Origin of the sequence: Lactobacillus kitasatonis DSM 16761 = JCM 1039, assembly GCF_000615285.1 — a bacterium.
GTDB classification, from domain to species: domain Bacteria; phylum Bacillota; class Bacilli; order Lactobacillales; family Lactobacillaceae; genus Lactobacillus; species Lactobacillus kitasatonis.
Genome location: NZ_BALU01000010.1, coordinates 1 through 14,316, shown reverse-complemented (window position 1 = coordinate 14,316; position 14,316 = coordinate 1). Strand labels below are relative to the sequence as shown.

Here is a 14,316-nt window from a genome sequence, read left to right as displayed (position 1 = left end):
ATGTTGAAGCAAGAATTGGAACAAAAGTTAAATACACCGACAATGTTTGTTAAGCGTGATGGCGCTAAATATCCGTTCGAATTGTTCAAATTGGAGATGGTTATTCACGCTCTCGGCTTGGACGATGTTAAGACAGTAATTTTAAGCAAGATTATGGATAAGCTTGATGATAACACTGTAACAGCACAAGATGTTGCGGATGCATTTAGACAAAGCTTGAATGAACTTGGCTATATTGAAGTTGCCAAAAAGTATGTTGCTTATCGCAAGCATGACGTTGCCGAATGGGAAAAACAAATTGATACTAAGAACCGTTTGGAACGCTTAGTCCATAAAGACCCAACTATCGTTAACGAAAACGCAAATAAAGATAGTGATGTCTTCAGCACTCAACGTGATTTGACTGCAGGTACAGTAGGTAAGACCGTTGGTTTGACTATGATGCCTGAACACATTGCTAAAGCCCACCTTCGCGGCGACATTCACTGGCACGACTTGGACTACACTCCACTTTCACCAATGTCCAACTGCTGCTTGATCGACTTCAAAGAAATGCTTACCAACGGCTTCAAGATTGGTAATGCCTACATGGAAAGTCCTAACTCAATCGGTGTTGCTACCAGCCAAGTTGCCCAGATCATCACTAACGTAGCTTCAAGTCAATACGGTGGTTGTTCGTTCGACCGTGCCGATGAAGTTTTAGCTCCTTTTGCTCAAAAGAACTACGAAAAGCACTTGAAGGATGCTAAAGAATTAATCGATGATGAAGAAAAAGCTAAGGCTTTTGCTAAGAAGCGTACTAAGAAAGACATCTACGACGCTATGCAAAGCCTTGAATACGAGATCAACACTATGTTCTCAAGCCAAGGTCAAACACCATTTACTAGCTTGGGCTTCGGTCTTGGTACTTCTTGGATTGAAAAAGAAATCCAAAAAGACATCTTAAGAATCAGAATTGCTGGTTTAGGTAAGGAACACAGAACCGCGATCTTCCCTAAGCTACTCTTCACCCTTAAGAAGGGGCTCAACTTGCACCCAGGCGATCCTAACTACGATGTTAAGAAGCTTGCCATCGAATGTTCAACCAAGAGAATGTACCCAGACGTTTTGAGCTACGACAAGATTAAAGAAATCACCGGCTCATTTAAGTGTCCAATGGGTTGTCGTTCATTCTTACAAGGTTGGAAGGACAAGAACGGCAAGGAAGTTAACTCAGGTAGAATGAACTTAGGTGTTGTTACTGTTAACTTGCCAAGAATCGCTATGGAAAGTCACGGCGACATGGATCTTTTCTGGAAGATCTTCAAAGTTAGAATGCAAACCTGCCACGAAGCATTGCAATTCAAGGCTCACCGCGTAACCGAAGCTAAGCCAGTCAACGCACCAATCCTTTACCAATACGGTGCATTTGGCAAGCGTCTTCCAGAAGACGGCAATGTTAACGACCTCTTCAAGAACGGCCGTGCCACTATTTCCTTGGGCTACATCGGTCTTTACGAAGTAGGTACTGTCTTCTACGGTTCCGATTGGGAACACAACAAGGAAGCTCACGACTTCACTGTTGAGATCGTTAAGAAGATGCATGACTACTGTGCTAAGTGGGAAAAGGACGATCCTAACCACTACCACTACAGCTTGTACTCAACTCCAAGTGAAAGTTTGACCGACCGCTTCTGCAGACTTGATACTGCTAAGTTCGGCAAGGTTAAGGACATCACTGACAAGGAATACTATACTAACTCATTCCACTACGATGTTAGAAAGCACCCAACTCCATTTGAAAAGTTGAGTTTCGAAATGGATTATCCAAAATACGCTGCCGGTGGTTTCATCCACTACTGCGAATACCCTAACTTGAAGCAAAACCCAGCAGCTCTTGAAGCCGTTTGGGACTGGGCTTACGACAAGGTAGGCTACCTTGGTACCAACACCCCAATCGACAAGTGCTACAAGTGTGGTTTTGCCGGTGAATTCAAGGCTACTGCTAAAGGCTTCCAATGCCCAGTCTGCGGCAACCATGATCCACGTACCTGTGACTGTGTAAAGAGAACCTGCGGCTACCTTGGTAATCCTTTGAAGAGACCTATGGTTCACGGTCGTCACGAAGAAATTGCTCACAGAGTAAAGCACATGACCATGGGCTTGGTACGCGAAGAAGCTGAAGAGGAAACTAAAGAAAATGCCAAAGAAAGATAAAAACAATCAAGAAGGCCCTGACATTCGAAGCAGTTTGATCAAGGTTAATATTGATGGTGATACGGTATTTGTTGACTCAAATCAATATAAGCCTCAAGTTGATCACGCTAAGAAGTTGCTTAAGCAAAAGGCGATGCCTAAGAATCCTAAGCCACAAGAATGGAAGAGTGAAGAGCATAGTTTGCACAAGATTGCGGACTATAAGCCGTTCAACTTCGTTGATGGTGAAGGTGTAAGATGTAGTCTTTACGTTTCTGGATGTTTGTTTGACTGTCCGGGATGCTACAACTTGGCTGCGCAGAACTTCAACTATGGTCAACCTTATACGCAAGATCTTGAAGACAAAATTATCGAAGATATGTCACAACCTTATGTGCAAGGTTTGACCCTTTTAGGTGGTGAACCATTCTTGAACACTTGGGTTTGCTTAAGAATTATCAATCGGGTGAGAAAAGAATTCGGTCATACCAAGGATATCTGGTCTTGGTCCGGCTACACCTGGGATGAACTGCAAAAGGAAACTCCCGATAAAAAAGAGATGTTGTCAAAGATCGACATCTTAGTTGATGGACGATTCCTTGAAGCAAAGAAGGATTTAACCTTGCAGTTCAGAGGTTCAAGCAACCAACGAATTATCGATGTGCCTAAGTCATTGAAGGCTGGCAAAGTCGTTATTTGGGATAAATTGCAAAGATAGATAATAGATAAAAACAAGGGGTAATTGTAAAATTAGATTTACAGTTACCCTTATTTTGTGGAGAAAAATGATGAAAGAAGAAAAAATAGAGTTAGTTGATCAAATTATGACAGCCTTGCAAAAGGTCATCGATCCTGAATTGCAGGTTGATATTGTTAACTTAGGTTTGATCTATGGCATCGATATTGAAGGAAGCAAGGCAACCGTAAGAATGACTTTGACGATCAGCGGTTGTCCATTGTCTACTTATTTGCAAGACCACATTAAACAGGCTGTGTTGACCATGGACGGCATTGATTCATGCCAGGTGCAATTAGTCTGGTATCCTGTTTGGTCGCCTGAAAGGATGACTAAAGCCGCTAAGAAGCAGCTTGGGATGCTTGATGATCAAAGTGAAAAAGAAGAGATCGAAGACACTGAAAAAGAACAAAAAGTCATCGACTTTTCTGTGCCAATTAAAAAGCTGGCTGATGAATATCCTGATTTTATCCAGATTATGTATGACTGCGGTTTTACCAGAATTAAGATTCCAGGCTTGCTCAGCACAGTAGGTAGAGTAATGACGATTCCGCTTGGTGCACAAGCAATGAAGATCGATTTAAACAAGATTAAACAGGCTTTTGAAGAAAAGGGCTACAAGGTGATTGAATAATGGCGAATTTAAGTAAAGAAAGACAAGAGGCGCTACTCAAGATCTTGCATTATATCCAAGATGGCGGCGATTTTGCGACAGCGAAGAAGATGTTTCAGGAGGCGTTCGATAAGGTCGACGTATCTGAAATTACGGCAGCAGAGCGGGAATTAATCGCACAAGGTTTGGATCCACGTAAGATTCAATATTTGTGTAACGTTCACGCTGATGTGTTTAGGGGCAATATCAAGGAAAACAAGGAGAATCCTGATTTTTCCATGCCAGGTCATCCGGTGAACACAATCAAGCAGGAAAACGTGGTTATCAAGTCACTGGTGAATGACTTTTTATTACCTAACTTGAAAAAGTGGGAAGATAACAAATCTGATGAAACCTTAGATAAAATCAAACAAGCATTGTCTGATTTAGCCACGATCGATAAGCACTATGCGAGAAAAGAAACCTCGCTTTTTCCACTAATGACCAAGTACGGCATCACCGCTCCGCCACAAGTAATGTGGGGCGTGGATGATAAGATCAGAAAGTTAATCAGAAATGCCAACGAAATTGCCAATGAAAATCCGCTTGATGCAGAAAAATTAGATAAGGCGATCAAGGAAACTAGTCACGAAGTGCTTGAGATGATCTTCAAGGAAGAAGACATCATGATTCCAATGATCGATGAAGTCGCAAACCAAGAAGACTGGAAAAACGTCAAGCAAGAAGAAAAGCAAATCGGCTATACCTTGATTAATCCACCGATGAACTGGAAGCCAAAGAAGGAACCAAAGGCTGCCGGCCCAATTTCGGTTGATAATCTTTCTAGTTTGTTTATTAACTTCAAGGAAGGATCATTGAATCTAAAACAACTGTCCGCAATTTTAGACATGTTGCCATTTGCTTTAACTTTCGTCGATGCTAACGACAAGGTAGCTTACTTCGGCGGCGGTGCGAATATTTTCCCTCATTCTAAAAACGCGATCGGCAACTCCGTCTTCTCCTGTCACACACCGGCCAGCAAGCCAATCATCGAGAAGATCTTCAAGGAATTTCATGAAGGTAAGAAGAACGAGATCTCATATTGGTTCACGCCAAGAAAGATGGTAGAAAGCTCTATTTGCGTTACTACGCCGTCCATGATGACGATGATCAGTATCTGGGATGCCTCGAGGTGGCGCAAGATATCACCGACATTGAAAAATTGACGGGACAAAAGAAAACAGAATAAGTTAAATAGTTTACGAACAGTGTCAGCTTGGCACTGTTCTTTTTTTGTACTTCTTGATAAGCTAGACAATGGAGAAAAAGAACATTAGGGAGGCAAATATGAAAAATGCACATGGAAAAATTAAAACTGATGAAATTAAGTTAATTTGGCTGATCGTAGGTGAATTAGCTACTTGGATCGGTGCTAGTTTCATTTGGCCATTAACTTCTGTTTACTTAAATAAACAACTGCACATCAGTCTGTCAATCATTGGTGTGGTCCTGTTCTGTAACTGTGCCGGCAACATTCTCGGCTCAATTATTTCAGGACGTCTTTATGATAAATACAATCCGTACCCATTGATGCTCTGGGGCTTAGGTCTAGATGCCGCAGTCTTATTTTTGATGGCCGCATTTCATGGCTGGCCAGAATATTGGGTCTGGCTGACTTTGACCGGCTTCTTGGGCGGCTGGAACGGAACCTTGATCAACTCTGTTGCCACTAGTTTGAAAAAATATCCGGGCCGCTACGTCTTCAACGTTTTGTACTTCTCACAAAACTTGGGTGTGGTAACCGGTACTTTGATCGTAGGATACCTCTACGACTTATCAATTACGCTTCTATTCGTGATTGCGGCACTGCTCTTTGTAACTGCCTTCATCAATGCGATCTTCAACTACAGGCCAATTATTGCCTTCCATAAGGAGAGAATGGCCAAGCATAAGAAGGGTGAAAAGCATAAAGCAGAACCAATGCCAAAGCGCAATTTCATTATGACGATGGTCTTCTTCACCACCTTGGGCGTAACTTGGCTGATGTACATGAACTGGGAATCCAACTTGTCCGTTTACATGGTTTCACTTGGAATTCCATTCCACTTGTACAGCTTGCTTTGGACCCTTAATGCCGGCGTTATCGCCATCATGCAAGGGATTTTGGCTAGTTTTCCTAATATTTTTAAAAATCTCTTCCATCAGATCATCTTTGGGATCTGCATGTTCTCACTATCGTTTATCACATTAGTTTTTGCCAAAGACTTCGCGCACTTTGCTTTATCAATGTTCATCTTGACCTTGGGTGAATCAACCGCGTTCCCAGCTATTCCTGCTTATGTCAACGACTTGTCACCACTCACCAGTAAAGGCAAGTACCAAGGTGCCAACATGGTGGCTTCCGGGATCGGGCGTGCGTTTGGACCGCTCTTTGGTGGTTTAATCATCGACCATGCTGGTTATATTCCATTCTTCTGGGTAGCCGCTATCGTGATTGCCTTGATGATCGTGGTCATGATTCCAACTTACATGAGAGTGCACAAAGAATTAACTATTTATAAATAAGTAAAAAGCATACAAAATTAAATTAAAATGATATAATTAGTTTGATTTAATTTTTTAGACACCAAAAAAGGAGGACTTTCCTGAATGAATAATAAAATGGCCGTTCGCGGCGGTGCCGGCGACATCCTCGAACCAAAAGTAGGTACTCGTCCACAAGATAATTTATACTTAGCAGTTAACTCTGAATGGCTTGAGAACGTCAAGATTCCATCAGACCGTTCAAGAATTGCTAGCTTCGACAACATTGACCTTGATGTTGAAAAGAAGTTGATGAAGGACTTCGCAGATTTTGCCGATGGTAAAAAAGAAGTTGCTGATGTGCCTAACTTGAAGAAGGCAGTTGAACTTTACAAGTTAGCACGTGACTTTAAGCGTCGTGATGAAGATGGCGCTAAGCCTATCCAAGCTGATTTAGCCTTGCTTGAAGGTATTCGTGACTTTGCTGACTTCAACTTGAAGGCTCCAGACTTGTTCAAGGCGGCTTTTGCATTGCCATTCAGCTTCGACGTTGATGCCGATATGAAGAACACTAAGATCAATGTATTGCAATTCTTCGGTTCATCAATTTTCTTGCCAGATACAACTACTTATAAGACTGATGCGGCACAAAAATTGCTCGACGTTTTGAAGAAGCAATCAATTGAGCTTCTTAAGATGGCAGGTCTTTCAGCAGGTCAAGCTGAAGAATACGTTGACGATGCCATGAAGTTCGATGACAAGGTATCTAAGGTAGTTAAGTCATCTGAAGAATGGGCAGACTACCCAGCAATGTACAACCCAATGCCAATCTCAGACTTTGAAAAGAAGAGTACTAACTTCAAGATGGACTACTTCTTGAAGGAAGCTTTGGGTGAAGTTCCAGACCGTGTAATCGTCGCAGAACCTCGCTACTTGGATCACTTCGATGAATTAATTAACGAGGACAACTTCGATGAAATCAAAGGTTGGATGATCGTTAAGTTCATCAATGGTGTTGCTAGCTACTTGTCACAAGACTTCCGTGAAGCATCATTCCCATTTAGCCAAGCTTTGTCAGGTCAACCAGAACTTCAAAGCCAAGAAAAGCAAGCATACCACCTTGCTAACGGCATCTTTAGTGAAGTTGTTGGTGTTTACTACGGTAAGACTTACTTTGGCGAAGACGCTAAAAAAGACGTTTTATCAATGATTCACAAGATGCTTGATGTTTACGAAGAACGTATCAAGAACAATGACTGGCTTTCTGAAGAAACTAAGCACAAGGCAATCGTTAAGTTACGTGCCTTGATCTTGAAGATCGGTTATCCAGACAAGATTGAAGAAATCTACGATCGTTTGCACGTAACCCCAGCTAGCGAAGGTGGCAGCCTTTACTCAAACGCTAGAGCTGCTGAAATTGAACAAGTTAAGTACAACGTAGAGAAGCTGCACAAGCCAGTTGACCGTACTGTATGGCTCATGCCAGGTAACTTGGTTAACGCTTGTTACGACCCACAAAGAAACGACTTAACTTTCCCAGCCGCAATTTTGCAAGCACCATTCTACGACTTGAAGCAAGATCGTGCTGAAAACTTCGGTGGTATCGGTACTGTTATCGCCCACGAAGTTTCACACGCATTCGACAACAACGGTGCACAATTCGACGAATACGGCAACATGAAGAACTGGTGGACTGACGCTGACTACGCAGAATTCAAGAAGCGTACGCAAGCTGAAATCGACTTGTTCGACGGCATCAAGTATGGTCCTGTAACTCTGAACGGTAAGCAAATTGTTTCAGAAAACATCGCTGACCAAGGTGGTTTGACTGCTGCTGTTCAAGCTAACAAGGGTGAAAACGGCGATATGAAGAAGTTGTTTGAAAACTTTGCTCGTGTTTGGGCTAATAAGCAACTTACTGATCTATTAAGACGCAAGTTTCAGTTGACGTTCACGCACCTGGTCCAGAACGTGCTAACGTCCAATCACAATGCCAAGAAGAATTCTACAAGGCATTTGACGTTAAGGAAGGCGACGGTATGTGGCTTGATCCTAAAAAACGTGTTGTGATTTGGTAGTTTAGATAAAAATAAGCACGAGGTTCTTTTGATTTAGAACTTCGTGCTTTTATTTTGTCATGGTAAAATATTCGTAGAATAAGTGTTGTGATCTCATTGATCATGGATGCATGCAATGCAAGACGATAACTTGCAAGTGGCTCTGCCGTTGTGCAGAGCTTTTTTTATCATGTTATAATGGTACTTAATATGAAGAAATAATACACTATAACGTGTGTTGAGGGTCGACTAGCTATCGACTCGAAAGAATTGTGGGCGGTCGAAAGACCGCTTTTTTCTGTCGTTAGAAAATTGATACAACTATAATATTTACTCTTTATTAATATTAAAAAGCACAAATGTTAGCTATTTTACATTTTCAACACTATAATAGAGCTGATTGCAGTGCCGCTACTACGCTGCAGTCTTTATAACTTACTTACTACCCATATAATAAGTTTATTGCACTAAAAAGGCGCCCATCACGGGTGCCTTTTTGATTTGTCTATTATTATTTCTTAGCGTTGGAATAATCCTTAGGCTTAATTCTCTTAATGTAAGATGGATTTGGACGACCTAAGATCAATGGAACACGTTCGATCACAGTGTCCGCATATTCCAAGCCGAACCATGAGGCAGGGTTGGATGACAAGTTCTGCAAACGAACACGTGCTTCAACCAACCACTTTTCATAACCAACCAATTGGGTTTGTGGACTGATGACGTCGTTAACAATAACGAATGAGAAATCACCTACGTCACGACCTGGGCTGGTGGTGTATTCCTGTGGTTGTGGCTCAATCGTACCGTCGGCGATCAAGTCATGAACGATCTGACGGATGTAGACATTAACACTAGTCTGCTTCTTGAACCCTAAGTAAAGCTGAATGTTGATTACGTTCTTCGTACCGTACGTGTTAACTGCGTATTCGGCGGTAAATGGTTCGTTAGTTACGTTAACAGTGACGAACCAGTAAGCCTTCGCACGCTTTGGACGTTTATCCAAAATTGAGTACAAGATTTCACGTTTAATGAACTTGTTGTACTTAACGTTGGCCATGTAAACCAAGTTAGTTGCGTAGGTAGGGTAATCTTCATCGTGACTCAAGTTAGTCAACATGTCGGTGTATTCGTCAAGACGAACGTAGGCATTGCGTGATTCACGCTTGTCACGAACCTTGTTACCGTAGTACCAAACGTACATGATAAAGCCGATTGCACCAGCGATGAAGAGTGATACGTAACCACCGTGGGTGAACTTGGTCAAACTTGATACCATGAACATGATGTCAAGAACGCCGAAGAAGATGAGGAAGATCCAGTTCCAAATTGGCTTAACCTTCTTCATTACCAACCATTCGTAAAGAAGGATGGTAGTCATCAACATTGAAATCGTGATGGACAGACCATAGGCTGCTTCCATGTGAGCTGAGGTTTGGAAGTACAAAACGATAGCGATGGTTGCAACACAGATACCTTTGTTGATGGAAGGAATGTAGATCTGACCCTTTTCGGTTGATGGGTAGTTGATGTTCATTCTTGGCAAGAACTTCAAACCACTGGCTTCCGCAACCAAAGTGAAGGAACCGGTGATCAAAGCTTGTGAGGCAATAACTGCGGCAACAGTAGCCAAGATAATGGCTGCCAATCTAAGGTTTGCTGGAATCATTTCAAAGAATGGGTTAAGTGAACCACCATTAGCTGGAACGTAGTGAGAATTGTTCAAAATCCAAACACCTTGACCGAAGTAGTTGAGTGACAAGCAGACGAATACGAATGGCCAAGAACCAATAATGTTCTTCTTACCAACGTGACCTACGTCTGAGTACAAAGCTTCGGCACCAGTAGTGGCCAAGAAGATTGATCCTAAGATAAAAATTCCGGCCTTGTTTTCAGGACTGAATAACAGCCTGATTGCGTAGATTGGGTTGATTGCGGCTAAAATTGACCAATCACCAGACATGTTGATCAAGCCCATGATTCCTAAGAATGAGAACCAGACAAACATGATTGGACCGAAGGCCTTACCGATAATACTTGTACCCATCTTTTGAATAGAGAAGAGGACCAGCAGGATGATTACGGTAATTGTAATAGCCATGCTTTGCGTTGAAACAGGTACGCTACCACCGAATTTCAACCCCTTCAACCCTTCAATGGCTGTCGTAACAGTAACAGCTGGGGTTAAAGTACCATCGGCTAAGATAGCCGCACCACCGATTAACGCTGGAAGAACCAGCCACTTGGCACGCTTTCTTACCAATGTGTATAAGGCAAAGATACCACCTTCACCGTGGTTGGTTGCCTTTAAAGCGATAACCACAGTTTGAAGAGTAGTAAGCAAAGTCACTGTCCAAAGGACAAGTGAGATGGAACCGACAATAAAGTCGCGGTTGACGTTGCCGATACCACCGTTGCCTGCAACAATAGACTTCATAACATAAAGTGGACTAGTACCGATATCACCATAAACAATACCAATGGCGATAAGAAGGCCAGCCGCACTCATGCGTTTGGACGTATTATTCATTATCAAAATATCTCCCACAAAATAATTTGTAGCATTAATATAAAAAAAGAAAATGCCACGCTGACATTTTCTTGATACACCCATTTTCTTCCATTTGAGGTCACATTGCAAGCAAAATAATTATGTTTTAATGTTACTCGACAGTTTTGCAAAAAGTGGGTAGAAATTGAGGGGGTAGTATATCGAACACCTCATGGTAAAATACATTTGGTGATTAAGGTATGTTGAGCGGGCGTGCAACAAAGGTAAGCCGATTATTTACCGAAAGACGTCTTAAGGGTGATCGTTGGATCATCCTTTTTTGTTACAAAGATGGCTAAAATATGAAAGAAGACAAAAACAGGGATGCAGTGGATACTGAATTAGCACACAAAGCTGAAAAATAGCATGGTATAATGATAAAAGAACAAACAAGAAACCAAAAATGGATCATCGAAGGAACTCCTTCTAGCATTCATTTAATAGAGTGAAGTGGGAACTCACTCGAATTAAGCTCTGCGAAAGCAGGGCTTTTATTTTTGCCACGAAAAAAAGCTCCTAATCGGGAGCTTTTTTGATAAGCAGATATTATGAAAGTGATGAAGGAATTTGTCTACGTTGATCTTCATCCCATTTTTCCCATGCTTCGTAAGTGAGCATTTCTTCTGGCTTAACACCAGTCTTTTCAGTCATCACCTTAAGCAAGTTCTTGAAGTTGTGGTCGTGGTATTGCAATACGTGGTCAACCAACTTCTTGCGTGGGAAGTGAATGTTGTTCAAAAGGTAGCTGTTGATGTCAACCATGTTGTGGTTTTCATCGTAAAGGTTGATTACTTCAAGATCGTCTTCATCGAATTCAGCGATGTAGAAGTTAGCGAAAACCTTCAAGTAGTCAGGTTGTTCCTTGAATTCTTCAGCTGGCATGGTAGTCTTGTTAGCTTTTGGCATTACGACTTTAAGTTCGTCGTTTTCTTCTTCATTTTCTTTATTTGCTTGAGCTTGTGCGTTTTTTTCTTCTTCAGTCAAAGTTGTTACCCCTTTATTTAGAAAATAAGTAGTACAAAGTCAATAATAATTCTATCTACTTTTGCAAATAAAAGCAACTAATCTATTTTACTACACTTGTTAGGATGATGTAGAGAAGAATATTGGATTATATAAAGTAGAAACTTTCTAAAATAATAAAACCCTTGCGATAGGACGTATCCATTAGAGCAAGGGGATTGATCTTTCTATAATTCTAATAGAGATTGAACTTTAAAGCAAACTACCATCTGTATGGATGGGATATACTAATATTAATGATCAAGACAAAAAATAGAACATGGAGATGAACGACATGAGTAAAATTCAAGACTTCATCAAAAAAACATTAAGAAACATCCAGAATTAAAGAAAGAATATGAGCAAGAAAGCCACGACCTTGATGTGGCCATTTCAGAGAAAACTTTGAAAGTTATGGATGACTCCATCGCTAACTTTAAGAAAGGAAAAGTATCTGCTCCAGTAGATTTATCAGATTTTGAAAAATAGATTCAAAAAGCGTCATTTATTATCAGAAGATCAACATAGACAGATTTCCATATCGTAATGTCTTTATAACAAAAAAGCTCCTCACTCAGGAACTTTTTTAATTGATCTGTATCTTTAACCAGCCACGCTTTCTCTGACTAAGCTTAGACAGTGCGATCACAATGATCCATGTCATGCTCCAAGCTCTCTCAGATAAACGCAAGATGGGCAAACCGATCACAGCGGAAGCTAGTACAATAGCACTAAAAATAAACCCGTGACATCGAAACGCCCTTTGAAGCAAACAGTAATATTCGCTCCTTTTTTTGTGTACGTTATACCAAAAGAGTCCCGTACTTAGTAGACCCAGCAGCAAGGAGATAATAGTACGGTATTCGCTAACAAAAACTAACAAATCAAGCACATACGAGCTACTAACTGCCAAGTTCAAAAGCCAGGGTACATTAAGGCTAGACAAGGTGGACCAGTATCCTACGATGTTAAACAATGCTACAGCCATAAACGATAGCCAGTACTGAACGTCTGGACCACTCAAGAAATTTTTATTTTGAGCCATTTTTGCTCTCCTTTCGTCTAAAAAATATATTGCAAACTTCTGTTCGCTTTTTTAACTTTAAGTTTAGCACAATTCTTAATGAAAACAAAAAAACACCATTTCTCACCTAAAGATGAAGAATGGTGCTTATTTCTCTTACTTTCCAGTCTTGCCACCTTGAGTGCTAGACCCAGCAGCCGAAGATTGGGTTGATGATTGAGTAGAGGATTGCGTGGTGCTGGATTGCTTGTCATCTTGGCTACTTGACTGACTGCTCTGCTTGTCGTCATCGCTTGAAGATGATTGCGCAGAACTGTTCTTGTCCTCGTCTTGCTTCTTGTCGCTGCTGGAGCTGGAAGAATCGCTGCTATTATCAGCTGACTTGCTTGAATTGGAGTCGTTAGAAGAATTATCTTCCTTATTATTGTCATCCTTACCATTGTTGCCGTTGGCAGGGCCGGACTTAGGATTCTGACCCTTGGCGGAACCGGACGTGTTGTTGGTGTTCTCGTGTTGCACAGCGTTGGTGTGGTGAATGTAAGCACCGGCGCCGCCCCCACCTAAGACGAATAGCGCAAAAATAGTACCCCAAAAGATTAATTTCTTCATTATCTTTCGTAACTCTCCCTTGATTAGAAAAATTATTTCAACAAATTTGGCCCATTTTTGGGTTTCAAATTGTTAGTAATAGTGTAAGACATCTGGCCGGCAGGTTGATTACAAAAAGCTCAAAATTTAACAAATATTAATATAGGGAGAATTAAACATGAATTTTGAATTAACTGAACAATCAATCCAATTTACTTTCGGTAACAAGAAATGCAAGAGCGGACTTAAGAACCGCAGCTTCAAGAATGTGTCTAAGGATGCAAAAGCTGATGCTCTTCAAAATGTGGGTAAGGCAATTGCAAGTCTTCAAGACGATTCACTTGATGATGCGATCTTAATTCAGAGAAAACGCATTGTAGATACAGCTGAATAATTAGGGTAGAGAAGTTAGTTAATATAATAAGGAAAACAAGGGGAAATTTACATGGTTAAGACTACTAAGACTTTGAAGTTAACTTTTTTGAATGGTAAGAACAAGAAGACAAGTGTTACGTTGGGGATGCAATGGATAATCTTACTGCGGAACAAGTTCGCGGTGCAATGACTACTATTGCGCAAGCTAACGTGTTTGAGAAAGACGGTGTTGCATATCACGTTACTCCTCAATCTGCTGCATACATTGAACGTACTGTTAGCGACATCTTTAACGATGGGGATGCTGATCAAGCAGAATCTACAGACAAGCAAGACTAATCTTGAGTTACTGTTTGAGGTCATAGATTTACTCAAAAATAAACTGGTTAAAAGTGAAGCATCATACTAAGTTGATAGCGAAATCTTCAAAGAAACATTATTAGAAATATTACTTTTTAGCAAAAGTTTGTTATATTTTTGTAAAAAAAGGTAAAGATTCTAAAAGAAAAAAGCGGACTCCAGTCCGCCTTTTTTCTTGTTATAGCTAGGATTTGGCTATTTATTAAAAAAGAGGTCGGCTAAACGTTGATGTGACGGAAAAGGTGGAAAATATTACAAAAGAAAATTTTCAGTTGATTTAACTTGCTATTTTGTGAAGAGGTTAGTACAATATGAATCGTGGTAAGTAATAGG

At 40.9% G+C, this 14,316-nt stretch carries 9 protein-coding genes and 3 pseudogenes; 8 read left to right on the top strand and 4 right to left on the bottom strand.

Features of this window, described 5'->3' with window-relative positions; genetic code table 11:
- The 6 genes and pseudogenes from nrdD (at position 1) to JCM1039_RS11110 (ending at position 8,104) form a co-directional block, all read left to right on the top strand.
- Positions 1-2,196, top strand: coding sequence for an anaerobic ribonucleoside-triphosphate reductase (gene nrdD / locus JCM1039_RS07115; protein WP_025015230.1), 2,196 nt, complete (start codon positions 1-3; stop codon positions 2,194-2,196).
- Complete coding sequence (gene nrdG / locus JCM1039_RS07110; RefSeq protein WP_025015229.1) at positions 2,180-2,893, top strand: anaerobic ribonucleoside-triphosphate reductase activating protein; 714 nt, start codon at positions 2,180-2,182, stop codon at positions 2,891-2,893. Before nrdD ends, nrdG begins: the two co-directional genes overlap by 17 nt.
- Before the next feature lie 70 nt (positions 2,894-2,963).
- Positions 2,964-3,545 carry an iron-sulfur cluster assembly protein gene (locus tag JCM1039_RS07105; RefSeq protein ID WP_025015228.1) on the top strand — a complete coding sequence of 194 codons (582 nt, stop codon included), beginning with the start codon at positions 2,964-2,966 and terminating at the stop codon, positions 3,543-3,545.
- Positions 3,545-4,752: pseudogene (locus tag JCM1039_RS11115) on the top strand (DUF438 domain-containing protein). Before JCM1039_RS07105 ends, JCM1039_RS11115 begins: the two are co-directional and overlap by 1 nt.
- A 98-nt stretch (positions 4,753-4,850) precedes the next feature.
- Entirely contained in the window at positions 4,851-6,068 is a 1,218-nt protein-coding gene (locus tag JCM1039_RS07095; protein ID WP_025015227.1) for an MDR family MFS transporter, read from the top strand.
- 84 nt (positions 6,069-6,152) lie between these two features.
- Positions 6,153-8,104: pseudogene (locus tag JCM1039_RS11110) on the top strand (M13 family metallopeptidase).
- A gap of 490 nt (positions 8,105-8,594) precedes the next feature.
- On the opposite strand, the gene JCM1039_RS07085 reads toward JCM1039_RS11110, so the two are convergent.
- From JCM1039_RS07085 to JCM1039_RS07065, 4 genes are all read right to left on the bottom strand, one after another.
- Positions 8,595-10,613: a KUP/HAK/KT family potassium transporter gene (locus JCM1039_RS07085; RefSeq protein WP_025015226.1), complete on the bottom strand. Its 2,019-nt coding sequence runs from the start codon at positions 10,611-10,613 to the stop codon at positions 8,595-8,597.
- A 567-nt stretch (positions 10,614-11,180) separates the two neighbouring features.
- A complete protein-coding gene (locus JCM1039_RS07080; protein WP_025015225.1) occupies positions 11,181-11,618 on the bottom strand; it encodes a hypothetical protein in 438 nt (145 codons plus the stop codon).
- A gap of 604 nt (positions 11,619-12,222) precedes the next feature.
- A complete protein-coding gene (locus JCM1039_RS07070; RefSeq protein ID WP_025015224.1) occupies positions 12,223-12,681 on the bottom strand; it encodes a hypothetical protein in 459 nt (152 codons plus the stop codon).
- A gap of 135 nt (positions 12,682-12,816) precedes the next feature.
- On the bottom strand, positions 12,817-13,269 hold the full coding sequence (locus tag JCM1039_RS07065) for a hypothetical protein (protein WP_025015223.1): 453 nt from the start codon (positions 13,267-13,269) through the stop codon (positions 12,817-12,819).
- Between the two features lie 157 nt (positions 13,270-13,426).
- Here JCM1039_RS07065 and JCM1039_RS07060 point away from each other — a divergent pair, with 157 nt between their 5' ends.
- Positions 13,427-13,642: a DUF1659 domain-containing protein gene (locus JCM1039_RS07060; protein WP_025015222.1), complete on the top strand. Its 216-nt coding sequence runs from the start codon at positions 13,427-13,429 to the stop codon at positions 13,640-13,642.
- Between the two features lie 51 nt (positions 13,643-13,693).
- A pseudogene (locus tag JCM1039_RS11105) lies at positions 13,694-13,962 on the top strand (DUF2922 domain-containing protein).
- The last annotated feature ends 354 nt before the right edge of the window (positions 13,963-14,316 follow it).

Excerpts from the sequence above, each read along its gene's own strand:
- nrdD (WP_025015230.1), top strand. The coding sequence starts at position 1 with ATGTTGAAGCAAGAATTGGAACAAAAGTTAAATACACCGACAATGTTT.
- nrdG (WP_025015229.1), top strand. The coding sequence starts at position 2,180 with ATGCCAAAGAAAGATAAAAACAATCAAGAAGGCCCTGACATTCGAAGC.
- JCM1039_RS07105 (WP_025015228.1), top strand. The coding sequence starts at position 2,964 with ATGAAAGAAGAAAAAATAGAGTTAGTTGATCAAATTATGACAGCCTTG.
- JCM1039_RS07095 (WP_025015227.1), top strand. The coding sequence starts at position 4,851 with ATGAAAAATGCACATGGAAAAATTAAAACTGATGAAATTAAGTTAATT.
- JCM1039_RS07085 (WP_025015226.1), bottom strand. The coding sequence starts at position 10,613 with ATGAATAATACGTCCAAACGCATGAGTGCGGCTGGCCTTCTTATCGCC.
- JCM1039_RS07070 (WP_025015224.1), bottom strand. The coding sequence starts at position 12,681 with ATGGCTCAAAATAAAAATTTCTTGAGTGGTCCAGACGTTCAGTACTGG.
- JCM1039_RS07065 (WP_025015223.1), bottom strand. The coding sequence starts at position 13,269 with ATGAAGAAATTAATCTTTTGGGGTACTATTTTTGCGCTATTCGTCTTA.
- JCM1039_RS07060 (WP_025015222.1), top strand. The coding sequence starts at position 13,427 with ATGAATTTTGAATTAACTGAACAATCAATCCAATTTACTTTCGGTAAC.